The sequence below is a fragment of the Pseudoflavonifractor sp. HNCC25GI2 genome (assembly GCF_058136395.1).
This window is the reverse complement of record NZ_JBYUOW010000011.1, coordinates 1-24,378: the sequence shown is the minus strand read 5'-3', so window position 1 is coordinate 24,378 and position 24,378 is coordinate 1. Positions and strand designations below refer to the sequence as shown.

Sequence of the window (24,378 nt, the reverse complement as noted above, 5' to 3'; positions counted from 1 at the left end):
CATGAAAAGTAGAGATATAAAATTTGCAAAGGATTTTTGCTTCAATGTTAGGTGTGAATCTCCAGCCGTTGAGTTAAGAGAACATAACATATACGACTATCAAATCGCCGCTGAGAGTCTGTTGATTGGAAATAGCGATGGTTTCGCTTCTGTTGAGGTACTTAAAGCAAAATCCGATGTGCTGTCCAAGCTTGCAGAATATAAAGGGCGATCTATTCTCCGATTAGATAAAGTCAATGGGGATGCAAATGTATATACATTTACTCTTTTATGTTTCTATCAGCATATGTTATTCGAGGAACCTTATCAGGTGCTAATTGACGATGCAATCTATCCAGAGCTGCGCCGGCGAAGACTTGATCTGAATAATATTGAGAAGATACTTACTGAAGATCTTGTCCTCGATGGTAAATACTGGTTTGTTTATGGAAGTAACAAAAAGAATACCGAACAGCGTCTGTACGGAAAAAGATACTCCGTTGTAGTAGCTCCCTCCACCCAGGGCTATTTGCATATTACCGCCATCTATGAAAATAAAAACAAATCAAGAGCTGAAAACCTGATTACTCTTATGAGCGGATCTATTGAATTCAAGGACAATACTGAAAATTTACGACGTGTTTCCGCTGAGTTCATGGATAAGTTCAAACAAGCAACCCGCAATAATTCTGACCTGATTAAGCTGTGGAGTATTTATGATCATCTCGGGCAAGAAGCTATCAAAATGGATGCAGCCGAAATGGGAGTTCTTCAATACAAGAGTTATAGAAGAAGTCAGGGAAATCTGATATTCAGCGTACTTGGTGGGTATGTACTTCCGGAATTTCTGCGAGGTGATATGCAATACGCAGTTATCCCTGAAGAATCCTTTAATGAAGATGATCCTTTAAGTTACAATCCTCGAACGGCTATTATTATCGGTTCGGAATTTGATAAGGGATGTATTGGGTCTACAGAATTTGTTATTTCTGATGAACGAGTAGATGCCTTTAAGAACATTCCTTCAAGAGGTTATATTGTCCCAAGTATCAACGGTTCCATTATCCAAAGTAAACGAAGAAAAATTGCTCAGACAAGAATTCTAAATGGAGAAAACCCACTTTTAGGATTGAATCTGCTCCTTCAGTCCGGCGAAATCGTTGGCATTTCCGGTAAAGAACGTACCGCTGTTACAGAAAACCTTCGCAAATATATTTTTGGCGAGGATAAAAATAAAAAGTTTAACGACCGTCAGCGTGAAGCAATCCGTATCGCAATCAATACGCCGGACATTGCCGTAATCCAGGGGCCTCCTGGTACAGGCAAGACTCAGGTCATCAAAGCAATTATCGAGCGCATAAACGAACTCGAAGATGGAAATGCAAGAATTCTTATCAGTTCTACACAGCATGATGCTGTCGATAACGCTATAAAAGGGGTTTCATATGGTGGTGTTCCTGTAAACCGTGTTTTTAATAGAGACAGAGCTACTGTTGAAGACGCCCCGGTATTTAGCTGGATTGATGAAATGATTGCTTCCTGCAGCGATTGGCTTTCTGCTCATCAAGCCGAGAGCGATACACAAGAAATATTCCGCTGCATCAAGAACCTTAGATCCGGTGATACAACTGAAATGGAGAACGAGCTGAAAACTCTCTACCATTTGCTTCAGACTAACGGTTACTCTGGTGAATTATTAGCAAAAATCAATGAAATCAGTGTAAGCCTTATCGACCTTGCTAAGCCGACATTTGAAAATAGAGATAATTCTCGTCTGACTGAACTATTGCACGAACAGCGAACTGATATATCCGCTTTCCTGACTGATGGCGTTCAAAAGCTCAAGCCTCTTGAAATGTATCTGAAATGGGAATGCGAAGACATCGACTTTGAGATTCCAGACTATTGGAAGCAACTGAAACGAGCAAACACTGATACCCCTCAGTTGGAAGAACTTCTGGTCGCATTTAAAAACGATATTGACCTTCTTCTCCGAGAATATGCCACAGAGCAACCACAAAAAGTTGACAGTACATTTTTGCAAAGAATAGATGATTTGCTTACATCTGTTGAAGATGAATTGGCTGTCCGTGAAGACAGTAAAACTCGAGAAGAGATGTTGTTTGATTATATTTGGCAATTCAAACATGACCTTAGCAACATCCAAAATGTTAAGAGCTTGATAAGCAGTTACTCTCAGGTAAACGCAGCTACCTGTCAGCAGGCAGCAAACAAATTCATTAGCCCTGCTATGAAGGGATTTGAAGATATTTATGACTATGTCATAATTGATGAAGCTGCCAGATCTAATCCTTTAGACTTGCTGATCCCCATGTCTATGGGAAGGAAGATTATCCTTGTTGGCGACCACAAACAGCTTCCTCACATGGTTGAGAAAGATATTGTTGAAGCGGTAGTTCAAAAAACGAAAGATGTTGGTGCAAATGCAGTCCTGGAAGAATCTTTGTTTATGAGACTTTTTAATAAAGTCAAGGAAGCAGACGAACAAACAAAGCTTGATCCTACCAAGACTTCTCATATTGCCAGAACCTGTACTCTGAATCAGCAATTCAGAATGCACTCTCAAATTTGTGAACTAATCAATGTGTTTTATGCAGAGGAACACCTTGAAACAGCTTGCAAAGATAGTGATAAAGAACACAATTTGGGGCTGTATAATAACAAGCCGTTGGTATGGATTGATGTTCCTATGTCCAGTAAGGCTCCAATGGAAGCAAAAGGAATCAGTAAATCAAGACCGTGCGAAGTTTCTGTAATCAAAAAGGAACTGAGTAAAATTCTTATTGCAAACTCAACTTTTGAAATTGGTATCATCACATTCTACAGCAAACAGGCAGAACTTCTGAAAAATATGATTGACGATGAATTTCCGAGTGATACACATAGAATATCTGTAGGAACTGTTGATGCTTTTCAGGGAAAAGAATTTGATGTAGTAATTCTATCTGCTGTTCGTTCGAATCAGGAAACTGAAATGAATAAGCGTGTTGGTTTCTTGAATAACAACAATCGCCTGTGCGTTGCATTTAGCCGTGCTAAAAGGCTTCTTATTACGGTCGGTGACAGCAAAACTGTTGCCAACGACGGAAACAATACAATTATTGCTCCTTTGGACGAGTTGCTCAAGCGCAGTAAACGGGAGGACATCGGCTATTATGAAACTTTTTAATTTTGGAGCGGATGTCAAGGGTATACAGCCTGATACATATAAGCCAATCGCTTGGCCAATAAACGTATGGGCATGCTATATTCCTGACAACGTGAATCCGGAACTTAATATACTTGAAAAGCTCATTCTATCTTTAGTCAGCAAAGGTATTGCTCATACTGATAGAGAAATTAAGAATATCCTTGTCAATCAAATTGGCCTGAACGAAGACTTGATCGACAATGTCCTTGCTGACTGTAAAAGAGATTATTTTGATAGCAGACACAAAACAGAATATGTCCTCAATACTCCGGCCAAGAATCTGTTGGAAGCTATCGAAGGTGAAATATCACCCGAAATGCAAATGTCCGACCTGACAAAAAAAGTTTATCTTATCCAGGATGCTGTAACCAACACTGTTGTCCCATGCTTTAGTATTGATACACTTCCTGAAGATGGCGATTATGAGCAAATTGAAGATCAAAACTGTATATTCCTTAAAGGAATTGATGCTGCACAGCCTAAGACAGCTGCAATTACTAATGCGCTTCGTCAATGGGGCAAAATCCGTAAGGCTGTTGACAATGGAGAGCTCTCTCAAGAAAACCATGTGGATATGGAGAATGAGCCTTCTGACTTTGAAGATGAAGAATTTGGCACGGATGAAACTCCTGTAAAAACTTTGGCAGATACTGCGGATCATCCTAAACAGGTTAGCGCAATCACCGTATACGATGATGAACCCAAAACATATCTTTCTATCGCTTATGTTGCATTCAACCCAAGCAATCCAACAGAAATTGAGATTATCTCACCTCTTGGGAAAGTATATGACAACTGGTTTATGAAACTTGTAAACAGGCTTCGTGTTTACGACAAAAGCTTTGCTGAAGAATTACAGCTTTTCCTTATGGAAAAGACAGAGTTATTCAAAGACAAGATTGCATTCGACAACGATATGGACATTCAGTTGTTTGATGATTTTCCGATCATTTGCAATAGCCCAGTATATGCCGATTTAAAAAAAGCAATCCGGGATCTCTCTAAGGATGTTGACCGTATTCGCAAAGGCGAAGACGAATCAACAAATTTTGCCAAAAATCTTAGAACTGCAATAGAGGTTATTTTTCGAACAGCAATCAACGCACACCCGGAAATCAAAGCACAAAAAGCAGAATACTGTGGCGTTGAAAAGGACAGCGCTTTTCAACAGGATTTTGCCCGATATAAGATGAGAATCAGACAGGTAGTGGAAACAAATCGTCTTGATGATACCATCAAGCAAAGATTTACCACCAAAGGTATCTATAAAAATGTAGCCGATTTCCGTCAAAGCAACCCAAAAGATAATGCTGCCTTAATACTGCTGTACGCCAGCAAGACACCCGCAAACTTTGCAACCCAGTTCGTAATTGACTATGATCATATTTTTGTCGAAATGTATGACCTATACCATCTCGGAACCGATGCGGGACATGCAGGAGTAAACTACACTACCACGTATATCTCTCCGTCTGATGCAGAGATATACTATTCTCAGTACGAAGGTATTGTTCGAGCAATCTTCTCGTGTTTCATAGAAGGAGAAAAATAATGGCTAAGGGAAAAAATAAAAGGCCTCAGTTTCAGGCCAAGCAACAAGGAAATAGTTATGTGGACAAACTGGCAGCTGAACGTGCTGCCAAAGAGGCAGAACAAATTCTTTCAGATGAACGGGTGCAGGAAAAGATTAAAGAATATGAGAAGCTGATTGCTGATGCTGATGCTGACTTGAAAAAGAAGTTAGCTGATCTTGAGGCTGATTATCAGGCCAAACACACTGCGTTGGACGCTGAAAGGGAAAAGATTTCGCAGGCATTGGCGGATATTAAAGCGAGAGAGACCGCCGTATTGAATATGGAAAGCGAGCTTGCAGATCAGAAAGAACAGGTTAAATCGGAAACTATAGCTGAAATTCGAGCTGATGAAAAGCGGATCCGTGAAGACGAATATAACACTCTGCGTATTATGTGGGAGCAGGAAGCTGCCACAAAAAGAGATGCTTTGGCGGCTGAGCTTGCAGCACAAAGGCAATCAACCGCACAGGAATTTGAGCAAGCGCATGCTTTGCGTGTCGAAGCAGAAACAGTGCGACTGGCTCGCATACATGAAGCTGATGCTGAAATTCAAGCAAAGCATAAACAACTTTGCGATGAATATCGAACCAAGCTGGATGAACTGGAGGCCGCTATAAAAGAATATCAACGTCAAAAAGCTGACTATGAATATGAGCGAGAAGAACTTGAAGGTGAACGTGAATACATTCAGGCCTTGAAACAGCGGTATGAAGGATGCTCAGAAACAGAGGTGCGATTGTTGCAGCTCAAGATCGCTCATCTGGAAGATATCAATAAAGCGAGTCAGGAACAGATTTCCGTGCAATCCAAAAAAATTGCTCAATTGGAAGTGCGAGCATTGGATCGAAGCGGACAAACTGCTCAAGAAAGAATTGATGAACTTGAAAATCTGTTAGCAGTAGCTACTTCTCAATTGGACGAATATTCTAATCTTCCTTCTCCGAGTAGAGTTGCCGAACTTCAGCACGCAGAGGAAATGTTCCGAACTCAACGTCAAGAGCTCGATGAAACAAAAACCAAACTGGTTACTGCCCAGGCGCAGTTGAGTGCATACGCATTAGATAAAAGAGAACTTGAAAATGCCCGAACAACAACGGCTGCATTGCAATCGTTGAATGAACAGCTTCAAAGAAAGCTCCAGTTCATTACCGAACAATACAAAAGCAGTCACGAGAGTAAATTCCAAGGCTTACTTAAAATTGATGCTGAAAAATATATCGCTTCTGAACGAGAAGATTTCCACGGGACACTCGCTGACCTTGTAGCTTATGTTAGAAATTTTGGTGCTAATCCTCCTGCTGGGCAAACACCGCTGTATTATTCTGAGGAGACTATTCGTGTGTTCTTATCTTCTCTGGCAGCCTCTGAATCTGCATCAAGACTAATCATTCTTCAGGGGTTGAGTGGTACGGGTAAATCAAGCCTTCCTCAGTTGTTCCGAAATGCGCTCGATATACGCTGGCACTCCATCTCGGTGCAGCCTTCCTGGAGAGACAATCGTGAGCTTCTTGGCTATGATAACGATTTTACAAATCGTTTCAAAGAGACCGAATTTACTAAAGTACTTTACCGTGCATCCTCTGGTGATTACAAAGATGACATTGTTCTGATTGTTTTAGATGAGATGAACCTTGCAAGAATCGAATATTATTTTGCTGATTTTCTCTCGGTGCTTGAACATAAAGATGCTGAATGGAAAATCCCTCTTGTTTCCAGCTTTGCAGAACCTAATGAAGAACAGCGTCCTAAATGGCTTAACTATGATAACGGAACTGCTAACATCGTTATAAAAAAGAATATTTGGTTTATCGGTACAGCAAATAACGATGATTCAACCTCTCTTATTACTGACAAAGTTTATGACCGTGCACAAATCTTGGATATGGATGAAAGAGAGGCCCCATTTGAAGGCGAAAAGGTTAATCCTGTAACTATCAACTTCGGTGCATTGAGTGCAATGTTTACAAAAGCCCGCAGAACAAAGGGTAATCAAATGACCAAGCAGGATTGGGATATGCTGAACGAAATTGATACAGGCATCCTACAGCACATGGATATTACATTTGGCAACCGAATGAAAAACCAGCTTGATGACTTTGTACCTGTTTACATCGCCTGTGGTGGAACAAAAGAAGGTGCTATTGATTACTTCCTGGCCCATAAAATTCTGCGCAAACTTGATGAAAAATACGATGCTTATGTTGCGGGATGCCTTGACGATTTGGTAGAGGCCCTGAACGCTGTTTACGGAGATGGGGTCTTCGTTAAGTGCCTCAAAAAAATTGATACAATCAGGCACCGCAATTTTAGTGCAGGTGATATTTAATGCAGATTTCAATAAAAACTCCTTCTGGAGTAATACCAGTTGAATTCAAAAGCCAGGCAGTTAAATTAACCTCTCCGTTGGCTCTTTTGGAAATCAGATTAGGAAAAAATGAATCCTGCGACATTTGCGAAGGAAAAAATATACATTGTTGTCAAGCGGGCGAAAATCATTACAAGCTAAATGTTTCAGTCAAGAACATTATCACTGTTAGACTGAAGACTCCAGATACTCTTGTCAATCTTCAAATTTCCTGTACGGGCGGAAATGCCATTGACAAAAAGACCATTGAAAATCTTATTCATTTCAGTAATAGTTTGAAGATGCTGCCTTCAGATGCCTCTGGACAGATTCCCATCAATAGTCTCTTGGCTGCTATTGAAGCAAATGAAATCACTCTGTTGAGTGTTCAGAAGCCTTTGACTGGATATGATAATCAGTCACTTCTGAGCCAAATACAAAGTGCGCTCACACAAAAAGTTCGTGCTATTTGTTCCAGCCCCAAACAAGGCATGCGAACTGAGGAAGTGGTTCAAGATGTCAGCCTTGTCAAGAGGATCAATACTGATACTTTGTCGCATTTGGCATCGCATTCGGAACATTGGAAAGTTCGAACATTAAACGGATTAGTCCCTAAACGACTGAAAGCTGATATCATCGAGGATGAAATAAACATATATGAGAATCTGTTTTTCAGAATGGCAGTAGACGACGTTGCGGAATACACTACCCAACAAATCTTGTCTCTTAAAGCCGCCAAACGTCAAAACACTGATGCTATCGACTGGGAATCATATGGAGCCAAAGTTAATGATTATCGGAGAAGTCTCCTGCTTCAGAAAGTATTATCTGGCCGTGATATTAGTGAGTTATCTCGTGAAAACAAAGTCTTTGATGATGCATTACAGATGTGGCTTCAGGTAAGCAAGATACTTACCTCGATTCGTGGTTCAGCGTTTTATCGCAAGATTGACAGCAAGAAAAGAATCGGCCGAACGATTCACCTTACAAATATCCTGAAAAATGATCAGCGCTACAAAGCGCTATATGATATTTGGTGTCTTGTTCAAAAGGAAAAGCAGAAAGAACAGCAGGAAAAGCAAGGAATTAACAACGATATAATCAATGCTGCTGAATGCTACTATACCGCTTACTGCATTATTGCTCTGATTTATGCTATGAATTTGCTCGGAATTGAATTTTCAGATGGATCAACATTTAGCGTGGGGCAATTTGGTCAGATGACAATTCAGGCTACAGCTGAGGATGACTACTTCAGATATTCACTCTATAACAAGGAGGACCAGTATGGATTTACTTACTTGAATCTACAGCTGGAAGAAAAGGTGGATATAGCAATTTCTGTTCCTGCTGAATGTGACTTTAGTGACGTTGTTTTTTCTCACATAAAATCGGTGGCAAGCTACGACGCAGAGGAGAACTGTATTCATCTTCACAAGAAACCCAATTCAGCTGAGCGAACAGCGTTGCGAGAATTGCTCCACAAACCCCAATATGAGATACGAAAACTGTCCACTCAGGACAAATTTAAGTACCAGAAATCAACATATGCATGGAATGAATTTGTCGTCGATTTGATTTCTGATGCACGGCTTCATGATCCCCAAATAAGAACTCTTAAAATTTCTCCAATGCTGTTTCATGTACAGGCTGAGGCGACCGCTGTTGATAATTTCACCCAAGAACTCTTTGATAGCGCTAATGAATACTCCTGTTATCTTCTTCCGCATTCATTAGAAGATTATCGAGATATAAAGAATGTTTCGTTGCTCAGGCGCTTATTTAACTATGGTGAAGCATATCATTTAAATGATGAAGACGGGTGGAAAGACTATCACGTTGCGGTTCTTCCTACAACACAAACAGATCTTGGAACCATACAAAGGTTAATGAAGTTTGTTTCCTTACACCGCAGCAAGATGATTGTAGACATTGAGGATAGTAATGCTATTCATTGCCCCATTTGTGGAAAGACACATATTAAAGCTCTGGATGCAAATTCATGGAAATGTGAAGATCCTGAATGTGGTATCGAGTGGGGTAAAACACGCTGCACTAAAGGCTGTAAACAGTACTTTTATTGGATTCGACCTGACTGCAATGTTAACCCGAACGATTTTTACCAACTCCCTGAATGTGAAAACATTCTAAAAAAGGATAGTTTGTTTGATCGTTATATCATTACTGATTTCGAGTTTGAGGAACAAATAGATGGTTCTTTGACACTATATCCCGTCTGTCCAAAATGCGGGGCCAGACGATTTCCATAAAACAGAAAGCCACAGCTGTTCTATTCTCGAATAGTAGCTGTGGCTTTCCGGTTTAATCAACAGTATTATTTTGTTTTGCATATTTTCCCTATTATCAATGTTCAAAATATCCCGTGTGTAGATATGCCTGAGATGAGATAGCAGATGCTCATAGTAAAAATCATAACAGAGGGGAATGGGTGAAGCTATTCACTCTGGGCTACGATATTCCAATCAAAAAGCTTAAGCCGACAAAAGAAAAGGTTGGTCATTGACTGGGTCATATAGCGTCTAAAGGTCGTTGGCAGCTCTGTGGTGAGCCACGGCACAAGCTGCAGGATTAGATTTCATATGAGCATAGTTTTCAATCTTGAATAGTGCATTTCTTCCGTGGGGCGCCGGAGAGCCCTCTCCAATGCGGTTATCGACCCAACCAAAATACATTTTTTCTTTGCCCTGGTAACAGCAGTGTAAATCAATTTTCGAGTTAAGATGTTTCCCATTGACTCGCAAAGCGGAATGATCACTATAGGATACTCGCTACCCTGTGCCTTATGGATCGTCAATGCGTATGAAAGAACGAGCGTTTTTGCAGTTACTTCGGTAATGTCATGTCGAACGAAATGATGATTGGCGTACTCAACGGTAACATATTGAGAGCCAGTGTCTTTCACAATGCCCTCTGTACCATTGAATAGATTTCGGGCATAGTCATTTTTACAGTAAATTACACGGTCTCCTGGCAGGAGACTATCTGCATCTGCCAAAGCTTGTCCATTCACCGAAAAATTAAGTAAATTCCGCAGCACTATATTAAGTTTACCAGCGCAATCCTTTGTGGGAGATAAAACTTGAATCTTATTTGCACTTATACCGTGATAATACATTAAATTAGCCACAATATCAGAAATATTTAAGATAAGCTCATCATTTGTTTCATCAATGCAACAGAAAGAAATATCATCCATTATGGAATCGCCAAGTATTGATACTGCCATTCCGGGATCTGATTGACCAATCACACTTGTTGCAAATCTAACGATACTGCTTGTTTGGCTCTGACGGAAGCAGGTCTTCAGCGTGACCGTCGGTACGCATTCAGTCTCAATCAGGTCCCGGAGAATATTTCCAACTCCGATACAAGGGAGCTGATCTGGATCCCCAATTATGATAAGTTGTACAGTCGAAATAACTTTGGTAATTAAAGCGGCAAACAGTTCGGCACTCACCATCGACATCTCGTCTACAATTAGATAGTCGCATTTTATCGTGCGGGCAGACAGTAGCCTATGTATCGTTGTTGCTGGGTGCCCTGTTTTCTCCGTCAAATGCACTGCAGCTTTACCTGTTGGTGCACAGAGTTTTATTTTCGCCATTGGATTATGCTTTAAAACCAGTGAGCAAATCGCATCAGTCACAGCGGTTTTCCCGGTCCCAGGACCGCCGGTAATCACGCTCAATGGTGAGGTGATTCCAGTAATGACGGCGGCCTTTTGCTCTTCAGAAAACATCATCTGCTTTTCGGACTCATATGATGAGAGAGACTGTTTGATCTCGCCTTCCGAAATGGCAGGTTCCTTCTCGGATCTGATGATTGCCAAAATTCCTTTTGCTGCAGCAGTTTCTAATTCGAAGTTCCGGCGAAGATAAAGGTACTGGGTGCCATCTGTATCAGCTGCATATTTGATGATGCCCTTTTGAACAAGAGAATTGCAGGCAGCGGCAATCTCGTCATGCTTGGCCCGCTTACGGATAGCAGCAACTCGCTCGATAAGCACAGACTCCGGAAGACATAAGCTCCCTTCGGAGTGAGCGGCATATTTTAGGCATCGGAGTACCTGTGCCTCCAAGTGAGCCGCCGCTGCGTCTTTAGTTTGTGCCGTTTGTTCCCGTTCCACCTGCTGGGGCGCAGGAGACAAAGTTAAACCATTATATAGGCCACTTTTTAACATTTTTGCGTACTTTGAAAAATTAGAAGGATCCATGGTCTTTGCTGCGGCAAGCCGATTGGAGATAGTTCTCTGTGAGCACCCCATCTGCTGGGCAATTTTGCTGGTTGTCTCACCAGAATCATACAGCAGTCTTGTCTTCACCATCAGAAGCTCGTCTGCATGTTGAGACTTGAGTGCAGTACTGACAGTCTGTCGTGTGATACCCATATGCTCTGCGATGACTTTTTGTTTCGCACCTGCAAGGTACATTTTTAGGATATTGGTGTCTCGCTCTGCTTTTTCATTGTTCTTTGGAACTTCAATACGGATATTGGGAGAGATGAGACCAACCAGCTTTGCCTCTTCGTCAGTAATATCCAACAGATCAATAATCTTTTGAGATCCAATTGCATAGGTCTTCTTAATGGCTGAGGAAAGTGTACTTTTCAATTCACGGGGGCTAAACGGTACTCTGAAACCCTCATTGAAATCCTCCGTCCGGCGCATTGCTTCATCAATCGAATAGATAGAGCAGGCAAGCGCAAAAAACAGAAAGATGAAGTTATTCCGCAGCTCGTTTCCGCTCGGCGCAGATCGAAGGTTTCGAAGTCTTTGGACGGCGTCTAAGAACTGCTCGCACCGCTTCTTCTGATCCTGAGATACGGCGACATATTTCTTTCTTCTGGAGAACTTTTCCTTCTCTCGGGTATATGGAAGATGTGCATTTCGATAAGCTACTAAATCCAATCGTTCATCACTCAAGCGTCGGACTTGAACTTTTTTCCCGGTGGCTGGGTTTGAACTTCCTGGCAGGCGGTAGAGTCCTGCTAAATTGGTAGAGGCAGGAACATCAACTTCCATGCCGACCAATTCTGATTGAAATTCATCGAGCAAAGTCTGAATAATACTGATGAAATGATTTGCAACATCTAATATACAATTCTCAAATTTGGGGGCATACACAGGATTGATAAACCACCAGAGTTGTACACCACGTCCAGTCAGCACAATGTAGTTAGGAGATATCAAGTCTCCGCACTGGATGCAATCATTCTTTAAACGCCAGACAAAGCTATCAATTAGGAGATCTCTCGCTTGATCTGTAACCGAGTCTGTATGACAGTCAACATCAATTACAATGGCGTTGTAAGCAAACATACTGGCATGTGCTCTTTCCATCTTGGTGAAGGAAGTCGCCGATAGATAATAGTGTTTTTGCGGATACAATTCCATTTGTGCTACAAATTCTGGAAGACTGCTTAAGCGAACAAAGCAGATTGGCTTAAATTTTGCGTCATCTTTAAGGGCGAGCGAAGTGTAGCCGTCATAGTTGGAATTTCTCGCTAAGTCTCGGAGAAATTCCAGGCCATCAGTACTGATTGGATAGGAATGCTTTTTATAATTCAGTTTGAAGTCTTGCATAGTAATAAGCTCCTTGCTTTTGCAATTTGCTTATTTTATGCATGTGCAATATCATTTCCTGGGTGATGAAAGATACAGTGCAAAAGGAAGGAGCATGCCGTAAGCGGCACACTCCTTCCTTTTGCGTTATTCCATACACAGATAGACATAATATTTGATTTTATTCGTAATCTGGAATATAATATTTTGTAGAATATTTGTTTAACAATGTAAAAAAGATTGAACTAAAGTGATTGATAGGAGGAAGTATATGGAATACGCTTCTATTCGACAAATTTCTGAGAAATGGGGAATTTCTGTTCGCCGGATACAGGTACTTTGTGTTGAACAGCGTATTCCGGGTGCTGTTAAAATAGGATACTCATGGGCGATTCCTGCGGATGCTGAAAAACCCAAAGATGCCAGAGTAAAATCTGGAAAGTATATAAAAAGCGATATATGGCCCAATTGACAGAGGAGGTGCAGTGTGGCAGAGAGAATTCAATCCATTCCAGAAGCAAGATTGCTGCTGGCCTCCCTGCGTTCTGTAGGGTATAACGAAGAAACTGCGATTGCAGATATTATAGATAACTGCATTTCAGCTCAGGCCCATGAAATCAAAATCTACTTTGATTGGGAAAAGAAACGAATTGTGATTTCTGATGATGGCTTCGGCATGAGCGAGAACGACCTGATTGAAAATATGCGTATAGGATCTTCTGATCCCAGCAAAATCCGAGCTGAAGATGATTTGGGGCGGTTTGGTATGGGCATGAAGACAGCGGCATTCTCTTTGGGGAAAAAGTTAACAGTTATAACAAAATCAGACTCTGTCGTGAGTAATGCCTCTTGGGATTTGGACCAGATTCCGGAGATTGGGTGGAATTTGATTATTCGGGACGAAAGTGAAATCTCTGAGTTTTTATCCTATATAGGCGAGCAGGGTACGATTGTTATTATTGAAAACCTGGATCGAGTGATCGACATCGGTGACGAAAAAAAAGCCCAGAATAAATTTTATAGGATTGCAAGTAAAACGGAAAAACATTTGTCACTTACATTCCATCGATTTATTGAAGAAGATAATCTCGTTCTGGAACTAAATGGTATTCCAATTAAAGCGTGGAATCCATTTATTTTAGAAAATAGTGCAACTCAGGAACTGCCGGAAGAATCAATTTTCTCAGATGATGGCTGTGCAGAGGTGACTATTCAGCCTTACGTTCTGCCGCATAAAACGAAATTTGCAACTGATGATGATTACCAGGCAGCAGGCGGACCCAAAGGATGGAATTATCACCAGGGTATTTATGTTTACAGAAACAGACGCCTGATTATCTGCGGAACATGGTTTGACTACATAAAGAAAGAACCTGCATACAACCTGGCCCGCATTAAGATTGATATTACATCGGCCAGCGATGAGGACTGGAAAATCGATATTAAGAAGTCAACAGCTTCTCTGCCCAGTTATGTTAGGGAATCAGTTGAAAGAGAGATTGATCTTTGCACTGAAACTTCAGCTCGTGTATATAACTCCCGTGGCAGTTATACAAAATCCAATGTCAGTGCCCCAAATCTGGATTATGTATGGGAGCAACGAAAAAAGAATGGCAGATATTCTTTCCATATTAACAGAAAACATTCTCTTCTAAATAATATCAAGAAGCAGTTGGATGACCAGGGAAAATCGACACTGTCAGCATATCTCGCTCTGGTTGAAAATTTCGCACCGTTTATGCACTCCGGAGTAACAGATTCTTTGCAGAAAAGTAAAGTTGGTACAGAGCCTGATAAGACCTCTTTGGAATATCAGATGCAAATCAAAGAACTGACAGATATGATTGCAATTTTCTTGTCACAGGGATTTACCAAAGAAGAAACACAGTCTACGCTGCTGAACATGGCTAATTATAGACATCTCCGAGAGGACATTGTTAGATTGGTGGAGGAAGCACAATGATTAATACGCCGAAAGACTTAAGTGATATTGAGGTCGGTTTATATAGGAGTGGATATAGTTTTTGTGAGAAGCTTGTAAAAGAAGAAAATATAACTATTGCGGAAGCAGTCGAGAAGACCGCAGCAAAATTCGGTGCCTTAAATATGATTTCTGACATGGAATGTTTTAAAAAGTTCCTGTTCAGTGAAGTGACCGCCTACACAGAACCTTCTATTGGTGTGTGTGATCCAAATCTGGAAGATAGGACTTGGTGGGATGAGCTCAAACAAGACCCGAAATTTAAACCGGAGTATTGGAGCCGTTATTATGACTATTTGCTGAGGAAACCCTCTTGGAGCATTACAGCAGTGGAGGATATTAATTCCTCTACTGATAAGATTATGAATGCCTTAGCAAATCCACAAAAAGGAACAGCTAACGAACGAATGGGCATGGTATTCGGCTATGTTCAATCTGGTAAAACGGCACATTATATCGGGATGATTAATAAGGCCTACGATGCAGGATATCGTATTGTGATTGTGCTGTCTGGCATCCATAACAGCCTTCGCAGCCAGACTCAGTCTCGTATCGATGAAGAAGTTCTGGGATATGAAACAAGTCTGGAGAGTATCGGAGATATGACCCGGGAGCGCAATGTGATTGGTGTTGGAGTAGGTCCTCATAACCAGGTCGAAACTGTTGTCCAGTCAATTACGACACGAGATGAAAAGGGCGATGTCAATAAAAAAACGGAAGGCGTATCTATGATGCCTCCGCTCATGATCGTTACAAAAAAGTACGCCTCTGTTCTGCGCAAAATTCTGCGGTTTTTCCGTAAAAATCATTGCGCAGAGATTATAGGCGGAAAGAAGAAAATTCCAGCAAAATATCCTGCACTTATTATTGATGATGAGGCGGATCAAGCTTCTATCAATACGAAAGAAAGCTATGACGATCAAGGCAATGTTTTGGATGACTATAATCCTTCAATTATCAACGGCTTGATTAGAGAGTTGCTTGGTGTATTTGAATGCCGTTCTTATATCGGTTATACCGCTACTCCTTTTGCAAACATCTTTATTCCTCCACATATTGACGACGAAAAATATGGAACTGATCTCTTTCCAAGAGATTTTATATACAGATCTCCAAGAGCAGAGCAGTATATTGGTGCAAGAGAGTTCTTTGGATTGGGCAGTACCGAGGATTTTCCTGCGATGCCGCTTTACCGGAAAATTGTGGAGGGAGCAACGTATCTCGGCAGTGGTACCAGACCTACCGACCCGGTTGGAGAACTTCCCAAGGAGCTTAAACTGGCTGTAAAATACTTCCTTTTGTCTACCGCACTTAGGAACTGCAGAGGCCAAAGGAACAAACCCAACACGATGTTAATCCATATCATCCGCTTCGTTGGTCAGCAAAATAAGGTTAAACAAAAGGTTTTGAAATATTTTAAAGAAGAAATTGAGAATCACATTCGCTATGGTGACCCCATCATTGAAAGTGAGCTGAAGTCGATCTGGGAAGAAGACTATGTTCCTACGACCAGCAAAATGAGGGCGCAGTTCAGCAAATATATGTCTGGATGTGATGATGTTAGTTGGGACTGCGTCTGGTCTGAAGTTAAACGCCTGATCGCTGACAAGGAAATCAGTGTATATAGTGTCAATGGTAAGAGCGATGATGTTCTTCTTTACAAAAACCATGAGGGAAAACCATTCAATGTCATTGTCATTGGCGGCGATAAACTCTCCAGAGGCTTGACACTGGAAGGACTGACAGTAAGCTATTTCACCCGTAGCTCTAATACATACGATACTCTTATGCAGATGGGCCGATGGTTCGGTTTCCGTCCGGGATACCTGGATGCCTGCAGGTTGTTTACTACGCCCACTCTCCATGCAAGCTTTTCTCACATTTCTATGGCTACCGAAGATCTTGCTGCACAATTTGACTTTATGAACAGCGTAGTTCAGACACCAAAGGACTTTGGTCTGCGGGTGGCATCTCATCCGACGTTGGAAATTACCAGTCGAAATAAGATGAGAACGGGGCAGGAGTTTAAGCGGGATTTCAGCTGCAAGCTGAGCCAAACTCGTGTTTTTGATATTGATGGTGAGCAGTACGACAGAAACTTTGAAGCTGTCGAAGACCTTCTGTATGCGATTAAAGGCTGCCGCATAACAGCAGAACAATATCAGAAAATACTTGGAAGAAAAGCTCCGGGTGAGCATTTCTTCTATCTAAATGTGTCTGCTCATGATGTTGCCAACTTCTTTGAAAGTTATGAAACATCTAAAACTGCAACCAGAGCAAACAGCAAATATATGGCAGATTATATTCGTACCATGAATGCGGATGGAATTGGTGGAGTTAAATCGTGGACCGTTTGTCTGATAAATATGGATAATGGAGAAAAATTCGATATTGCTGATTTGCAGGGAGTAGGAGGAGGTATTCTCAGAAGAGAGGGTACAGGTGTGGATTTCTCCGCAACAACCGCCTCTATCCATACTATGACATCTGCAGATCATGAGTATATGGATTATGATAGCGATACATATAAGCGAGTTCTGGAGCTGAAAGAAAAATATCAAAATGATCCTTCTAAGACAAAAATCAATGAAATTATTCGCAGAGAAACAAGACCATTCACGAATGGATTTTTGATTCTGTACCCTATTGGACAAGCGGGAAGACTGACTGATGAACGTGGGGACCACAAGCCTCCCTTTGGATTTGCTGCGGTATTCCCTGATCGAAAGGGAAAGGGTGACCTCAAATCCTATCGGATGAATGATATTGCATTGGAGAAAGACAGTAATGAGTTTTACGGCTGATATTTACAACGAAATATTGTCCGACATATTTTCAGGGACAGGTCAGACTTCCCCCTTTGCGATGCGGCTGGTGAAGTTTGACAATGGCATTATGATTGCCTTTGCAGTCAACATTGCCACAAGAATGCGCTCAGCGTTTTTATCTGTGACTTCAGAAGTTCCTAAGAGCAGATTTCCGCACTGGAAAGGCGTTGAAATTGAAACAGCTACACTTCCAGCATATGGAATTGATGTGCCTTTTGTTGGTCTTTCTCAGCTGCCGAATAGCGCCAGTGATATTTTTGAAATTGTTGTTGAAGACCTGAGAAGTCAGTTGGAAGCAGCAGAAAACACCGATGAGTCCTTATCTGTCATCATCACAGTTCTAACGAAGTGGAAGGAGTTTTTTGCTGCTGATAAAGAGTTGCTGATGTCTGAAGAGCGTCAGCAGGGACTTTATGGAGAGCTGCTGTTTTTGAGTGAGTGCTTGGATTCACAAGGGGTGGGAGCAGTTTCACATTGGGCTGGCAGTGAAGATGAAACCCATGATTTCTACTTTGGCCCTCATGCAGTTGAAGTGAAGACCACCTCTGCGCAGGCTCCCTATTTTGCTCATATCAGCAGTGAATATCAGCTGGATAATAGTGATATTCCAGGGAAACTGTTCCTGCGTTTCTATGCGCTTCGCAGAAGTCATAGCGGGGGTGAAAAACTGCCGGAACGAATTGCAGCCATTCGCAGCAGGTTGAGTAAAGATGTATCGATCCTGCAGAAGTTTGATGAAAAACTAAAGGAGTACGGCTATTTTGATGAAGCTGCAGATAGTTATACCATTGGCTACTATCAGCGAGATCTTTATTGCTTTGCAGTAGATAGTGATTTTCCGAAAATCACAAGAGAAGCAGTACCTCTGGGCGTTGCGGATCTTACATACCGAGTTAATATCACGCTTTGTGTGCCGTACGCTCAAGACATAAAATCCGTATTTGGAGTTTTGAAAGGAGGGGCCTAATGTGGTAAACGAGAAAATTCTTGAATTCTACGAAGAATTTCGAGATGAAGTTCTTGAGTATGTAAAAGCGAACGGCCCCATTTCAACAAATACGGCTTTCAAAACTTTGTTCTTGTCCTATCTAACGGAAGCGGGAGAAACTCTTGTTTCGGACTGTGCGCTGGTGGACTTCAAAAAAGATGGCGAAAATATGAAACTGGACGGATATGCGTTCAGTGAGTATTTCCATTCCCTCACGTTGCTTGTGAGTAAGTATCAGGCTAAGCCGCAGCCGGAAAAGGTGAAGAAAACTGAAATCGATAGGCTTTTGAAAAAAGCTCTAAAATTCTATAAGAATTGCGGCACTGACTCGTTTGAGGCTTTAGAGGAATCCAGTGATGGTTATCAAGCCTATGAGTTTATCAAAGCTCATAAAGAGGATATTGAAACAGTTAATATCATTTTACTGACCAATGATGAAACGATTCAATATATTCCGGAAGACACTCGTTATGGAAAGGTAACTATTCGCTTTGACGTTTGGGATATTGAACGACTGTATCAAAGTGTCCTTGGCGGTGCTGCTGTGGAGCGCCAGCTTGTTGTAAAACTGAAGAAAAAGTATGGCGCATCTTTGCCTCTAATTAAAGTCAGAGGCGATAATGATATCTATGACTGCTATATTGGTGTCATCTCAGGTGAGCTTTTGGCACAGATTTATGCAGCTGAGGGGCAGGATCTGATTCAAAAGAATGTGCGTTCCTTTCTGCAGGCAACTGGTAAGGTCAACAAAGGCATTAAAGCATCGTTAGCCAGTGAACCTCAAATGTTTATGGCCTACAACAACGGTATTTCAACTGTTGCGGATGATATCGACATTGATGAAAGCCAGAGCAGCGGAGATGTTGTAAGCATTACAGAAATCACCGGCTGGCAGATTGTTAATGGCGGTCAAACTACAGCATCGATTTACAATGCTTATAAGTCAAAGCTTCCTCTGGATCAGGTGAATGTACAGATTAAGCTGTCTGTAATAAAGAAAAAAGACCAAGCTGAAGATATTATTCATAACATTTCCAAGTATGCAAACAGCCAAAATAAAATCAATATGTCTGACTTTAATGCCAATGATGCATACCATGTAAAAATGGAACGTCTATCCAGAGCAACACCGATCCCGGTTGCGAGGGGAAAATCGACAGACTATTGGTTCTATGAGAGAGCCAGAGGACAGTATTTAGTTGAATTGAGTCGGCAGCCAACCGCAGCGGCTAAGAAGGAATTCAAGAGCCGTTGTCCTAAGAATCGCTGTATTTCTAAAACTGTAGCAGCTAAATGTGTGATGGCTTACCAAGGCTATCCGTATATTGTCAGCAAAGGTCTGGAAACCAGCTTTGTCTATTTCTCGGATATGGTCTCCAAGGGTGAATTCCCTGAGCCATCTGAACAGAGCTATATTGACATGATTTCTAAGGTGATATTGTTCAATAGCTGTGATGAAATCATCAAGAATTTGAAATTTGGCGGTTTTAAAGCTCAGCAGGACTATTATACCGTGGCACTAATTGGAAAATATCATTCGGGTTTAATCAACCCGCAGGAAATCTGGAATAACCAGACAATCAATGCGGAGACGGCAAGGGTCATAGAAGAATTGGCCTATTTTGTATGGGAACATTTTCAGAATCCTACAGTTCCTGGCGTAAATATTGGACAGTGGTGCAAAAAGGAAGATTGCTGGGAACTGCTTCAGAGCCGTTATGAAGCAAAAATGGAAAAGCGGGAGAATTGAGAAAAATGCCATATTCAGTAGTGGATCTGTTTGCAGGGGCCGGTGGGTTGAGCTTGGGTTTCGTGCAGACAGGAAAATATGAGATAAAGGTTGCTTTCGAGCGGGAACCGCACATGCAGGCAACTTATCATCGCAACCATCCTAATGTCGAGCTGCAAGGAGATGTATGCGGCGCAGATTATGAGGATATACAGAGGAGACACGGAGCCATTGATGTTGTCATTGGCGGTCCTCCCTGCCAAGGGTTTTCGAATGCAAATCGGCAGAAAAACCATGCAATCAGCCAGAATAATATGTTGGTAAAGCAGTATATTCGAGCAATTAGAGAGTTGCAGCCAAAGGCGTTTGTCATGGAAAATGTTAGTATGCTTCGATCTGACGTTCATCGGTTTTATATGGAGGAAACAGATCTGGATATTGTAAAAGAGTATCAGATCCCGAACAAAAACACGCCGCTGCATTTGCTGAGCTCAGAATTTGTGTTTGATGGCGCATTGGGGATGGTTCAAAACTTGGAATTGCTCCAGCAGAGACTTTGGCCTGAAAATCACTATCGAGAACTGAATATCATCTACAAAGGCGAAAAAAACGCTGATAAGATGAAAAAATCTTTGGAAAAACACCGGCGTAAGCTTACCGAAATCGCTCAAGCCTATATTGAAGACGATGCAGACAATTACATTGCGCAGAAATCCAGAGAAGCATTTCAGGCGATTATGGATTATTTTGATGGCACTCTTGAAGCGGATGGAATTCACACCTTAATTGAGCCTGCAATTATGATTCAACGCATGCTAAGTAAAGCAAAGGAAATCTTTGATAACCATATCCATGTGGATTCATATGAGTGTACAGAAAAAGACGGTCTCCTGGCAAATATTCGATCATTTGCGGTTTTTGATTATCTAAAAAGTATTCTTACATCTGGAGAAGATGGATATGCAATCAATAGCGGTGTTTTGTGTGCCGCAGATTTTGGAGCGCCCCAGAAAAGAGAACGCTTTGTCGTTATGGGGATTAAGAAAAGTATTTCCGCTGTGGTATTTCTGCCTTCCAGAAAGATTAAAGATGGACATTATAAAACTGTTCACGATGCAATTTTTGATTTGGAAGATGTCCCGCCTGTATATGATTTGGCAGACGATGAGGAAGGAATTCCGCTGGAACATAAGGAGCAGTTGAGTTCAGTAGCACAGCAACTGAGAGATTCGGATATTCTGAAGAACCACATCATTACTAAAACGACTGATGTAGCAATGGCAAGATTCAAAGCGCTGCATCAAGGAGAAAATTTCCATAGTTTAGAAGAATCGCTCAAAACCAATACCTATACCGATGTGAAAAGGACTCAAAATACGATTTATTTGCGGTTGAACTATAATGAACCAAGCGGAACAGTGCTTAATGTTCGAAAGTCTATGTGGATTCATCCTACCCTGGATCGGGCAATCAGTATCCGAGAAGCAGCCCGGTTGCAGACATTTCCTGACAGCTTTGTATTTTGCGGATCTAAAGATAAACAATACCAGCAGGTAGGAAATGCCGTACCTCCAATTATGGCAAAAGCGATTGCTAAGCAGCTTGCGGCAACTTTAGGTAAAAAACTTCGTGAGGCAGAACAAGAAAATGGCTGATAATCACTCAAAAGAAGTTCGCAGCAAAAATATGTCACATATTCGAAGCACGAATTCAAAGCCAGAAGAGATTGTTAGGAAGTATCTGTTTTCTAAAGGCTTTCGATATAGAAAAAATGTTCGAACTTTGCCGGGATGCCCTGATATTGTTTTGCCTAAATATCATACTGTGATTTTTGTAAATGGATGTTTTTGGCATAAACATGATTGCAACCGATTTGTGTGGCCCTCCTCTAATATTGAATATTGGACACCCAAAATAAATCGAAACGTGGAACGGGACAAGGAAAACCACAAGAAGCTTATAGACATGGGCTGGAAGGTACTGATTATTTGGGAGTGCGAATTGAAAAAGAATGTACGGGAAAAACATTTAGCAAAGCTTTGCAGCGATATCATCTCTTGATGGCATGTTAGAGACTTAAGAGAAATATCTTTGTTAATCGTTTCATTTTCTGGATTTTGAAAATAAAGTTGCAAAAACGTACAGAAAATAAATATTTTACAAAGTTTTGCGGTCTATTTAGTGTGAAATTCCATATTGCGTTTTTCGACGTATTCTGCTATAATACGACAAAAAGGAACAGTTCTTCTTTGGCACCATGAGCTTGTCCCCCGCAAAAACGCTCATTGTCCCAAAATAATCGACTCAAAGAGAGTCCCGAGGAATTGTTTCCCCGGGGCTCTTTTTTTATTCTTTTTTCACGCTTAGCCTCGATATTGCCTCTATTTTTCGATTTTTCGAACTTTTCAGAGTATTTTGCGAGGGCAGTTGAGGATCGACCGAGGAGACCGTTTTGCCGGGACAGGCGACGGTTTTCGGAAGGACGATCACAAGGCTTGTACTTGTCCCCCCGCAAACAAGCACATTGTCCCTAAATAATGCCTTACAAAGAGTCCGTGGAACTTCGTTTCCCCGGGCTCTTTTTTGTTCCTTGAATCACTGACGTGTAGGAACGTATATTTTTCCACGAAGTTTACATCGACTTTTTTTCATAAGTACGGTATACTTGCATTGAATTATTTGCCGAAGGACGCCTCTTAGAAAGGAATGAATCATCATGATGATTGAGCCTATGAAATGCGGAACGGAGGAATTTGAGGTCCACCTTCCTGCTGAACTGATTGCAGCGGAGTTGGAGCCAAATCGGGTGGAACTGCCCCAGCGGACACCGGCAGAGCACATCCGTTGGGCTCTGGATCATCCCATCGATTCGGCACCGTTGAAGGAACTGGTGAAGGCGGGAGATAAGGCGTGCATTGTTATCTCCGACGTTACCCGCCGCTGGCAGTCTCCTGAGACCTATATTCCCGTGCTGATCGCAGAGCTGGAATCTGCCGGCGTCCGGGACGAGGACATGCTGATTATCTCCGCCACCGGAACGCATCGCCGCCAAACTCCGGAAGAGCACATGGGCCTGGTGACAAAGGAGGTTTATGACCGCATTAGCCTGGTGGATCATGTGTGTACCGATGAAGAAAATCTCGCCTATGTGGGGACTACCACCCGTGGAACTCCTGTGTGGCTGGACAAACGGGCCCTGGCCTGCAACAAGATCATCCTCACGGGCGGCGTGGTATACCACTTCATGGCAGGCTTCGGCGGTGGCCGCAAGAGTATTCTGCCGGGGATTTCCGGCCGGGATACCATCATGAGAAACCACAATCTTGCCCTGAATCCCGGCCTCGGAAACGGCTCCAATCCCCAGGTCCGCAGTGCCAATATGAATGCGACCAACCCGGTCCACGCCGACATGATGGAGGCGTGCTCCATGGTCAACCCCACCTTCCTGGTAAATGTGGTGGTCAATGATGACCAGCAGATCATTGCCGCCTTTGCCGGCAATTGGATCACTGCCCACCGGGCAGCTTGTGACCTAGTGGACCAGATGTATGGCGTACCGGTCAAGGAGAAAACTCCGCTGGTGATCGCCAGCGCCGGCGGTTTCCCGAAAGATCTGAATTTCTACCAGACCATTAAAACCCTCTCCAACGCTTTGGAGGTAGTGGAAGATGGCGGAACCATCATTCTGGTGACACAGTCTCAAGAAGGATTTGGCAGCGCCGATACTCAGCGCCAGATTGCTGGCTTTGCCACCATGGTGGAGCGGGAAAAGGATCTGCGGGAGAATTTTTCCATCGGGGCGTTCATCGGCTACCTCTTTGCTGAGAGTGCCGAAAAGTACCATATGATTGTGGTCACAGGTATGGAGCAGTCGGACTTCGGCCCCTCCAAGATTCACGTGGTCAAGACGCTTGATCAGGCGCTGGCACTGTCCCGGGAGCTCAATGAAGGCAAAGATCTGCGAGCCACACTGATGCCCCACGGTGCAAACACCCTGCCCAAGTTCTCATAAAGGACGCCAAAAGAGCTGTCATAAAACGCATTTTCCTGTTAAGCAGATAATTTTTACACAGAAAAAGTCAGTGAGAACTGCCGAAACGGCAGTTCTCACTGACTTTTTTGGTTAAGTTATCCGGCTACCTCAACTGGTGACCAACTGTCCC

13 protein-coding genes are annotated in these 24,378 nt (G+C 42.2%); 12 read left to right on the top strand and 1 reads right to left on the bottom strand.

The genetic code is table 11. The annotated features are described in order from the left end of the window. Position 1: 1 nt before the first annotated feature. Genes AC3YUO_RS11650 through AC3YUO_RS11635 form a run of 4 tightly spaced genes read left to right on the top strand, consistent with a single transcriptional unit; the run spans position 2 to position 9,378 of the window. The gene (locus tag AC3YUO_RS11650; RefSeq protein ID WP_489963211.1) at positions 2 to 3,169 is read left to right on the top strand and encodes an AAA domain-containing protein; all 3,168 of its coding nucleotides are present in this window, start codon (positions 2 to 4) and stop codon (positions 3,167 to 3,169) included. Next, the gene (locus AC3YUO_RS11645) at positions 3,156 to 4,742 is read left to right on the top strand and encodes a hypothetical protein (protein ID WP_489963210.1); all 1,587 of its coding nucleotides are present in this window, start codon (positions 3,156 to 3,158) and stop codon (positions 4,740 to 4,742) included. Before AC3YUO_RS11650 ends, AC3YUO_RS11645 begins: the two co-directional genes overlap by 14 nt. Then, positions 4,742 to 7,090, top strand: coding sequence for a coiled-coil domain-containing protein (locus AC3YUO_RS11640; RefSeq protein ID WP_489963209.1), 2,349 nt, complete (start codon positions 4,742 to 4,744; stop codon positions 7,088 to 7,090). The genes AC3YUO_RS11645 and AC3YUO_RS11640 overlap by 1 nt, the downstream gene beginning before the upstream one ends. Continuing rightward, on the top strand, positions 7,090 to 9,378 hold the full coding sequence (locus AC3YUO_RS11635; RefSeq protein WP_489963208.1) for a DUF2357 domain-containing protein: 2,289 nt from the start codon (positions 7,090 to 7,092) through the stop codon (positions 9,376 to 9,378). Before AC3YUO_RS11640 ends, AC3YUO_RS11635 begins: the two co-directional genes overlap by 1 nt. A 326-nt stretch (positions 9,379 to 9,704) precedes the next feature. Here the strand turns inward: AC3YUO_RS11635 and AC3YUO_RS11630 are convergent, their stop codons facing one another. Continuing rightward, on the bottom strand, positions 9,705 to 12,710 hold the full coding sequence (locus AC3YUO_RS11630) for an AAA family ATPase (RefSeq protein WP_489963207.1): 3,006 nt from the start codon (positions 12,708 to 12,710) through the stop codon (positions 9,705 to 9,707). Positions 12,711 to 12,960: 250 nt separating this feature from the next. On the opposite strand from AC3YUO_RS11630, the gene AC3YUO_RS11625 reads away from it, so the two are divergent. From AC3YUO_RS11625 to AC3YUO_RS11590, 8 genes are all read left to right on the top strand, one after another. Next, entirely contained in the window at positions 12,961 to 13,161 is a 201-nt protein-coding gene (locus tag AC3YUO_RS11625; protein ID WP_489963206.1) for a DNA-binding protein, read from the top strand. 15 nt (positions 13,162 to 13,176) lie between these two features. After that, complete coding sequence (locus tag AC3YUO_RS11620; RefSeq protein ID WP_489963205.1) at positions 13,177 to 14,652, top strand: ATP-binding protein; 1,476 nt, start codon at positions 13,177 to 13,179, stop codon at positions 14,650 to 14,652. Next, positions 14,649 to 17,474: a Z1 domain-containing protein gene (locus AC3YUO_RS11615; RefSeq protein ID WP_489963204.1), complete on the top strand. Its 2,826-nt coding sequence runs from the start codon at positions 14,649 to 14,651 to the stop codon at positions 17,472 to 17,474. The genes AC3YUO_RS11620 and AC3YUO_RS11615 overlap by 4 nt, the downstream gene beginning before the upstream one ends. Then, positions 17,458 to 18,465, top strand: coding sequence for a PD-(D/E)XK motif protein (locus tag AC3YUO_RS11610; RefSeq protein WP_489963203.1), 1,008 nt, complete (start codon positions 17,458 to 17,460; stop codon positions 18,463 to 18,465). The genes AC3YUO_RS11615 and AC3YUO_RS11610 overlap by 17 nt, the downstream gene beginning before the upstream one ends. Position 18,466: 1 nt before the next feature. Beyond that, entirely contained in the window at positions 18,467 to 20,236 is a 1,770-nt protein-coding gene (locus AC3YUO_RS11605) for an AIPR family protein (protein WP_489963202.1), read from the top strand. 20 nt (positions 20,237 to 20,256) lie between these two features. Continuing rightward, positions 20,257 to 21,870 (top strand): DNA cytosine methyltransferase, encoded by a 1,614-nt coding sequence (locus tag AC3YUO_RS11600; protein ID WP_489963201.1) that lies wholly within the window; start codon positions 20,257 to 20,259, stop codon positions 21,868 to 21,870. Continuing rightward, positions 21,863 to 22,276: a very short patch repair endonuclease gene (locus AC3YUO_RS11595; RefSeq protein ID WP_489963200.1), complete on the top strand. Its 414-nt coding sequence runs from the start codon at positions 21,863 to 21,865 to the stop codon at positions 22,274 to 22,276. The genes AC3YUO_RS11600 and AC3YUO_RS11595 overlap by 8 nt, the downstream gene beginning before the upstream one ends. Positions 22,277 to 22,931: 655 nt before the next feature. Then, positions 22,932 to 24,227, top strand: coding sequence for a lactate racemase domain-containing protein (locus AC3YUO_RS11590; protein WP_489963199.1), 1,296 nt, complete (start codon positions 22,932 to 22,934; stop codon positions 24,225 to 24,227). Positions 24,228 to 24,378: the final 151 nt, after the last annotated feature.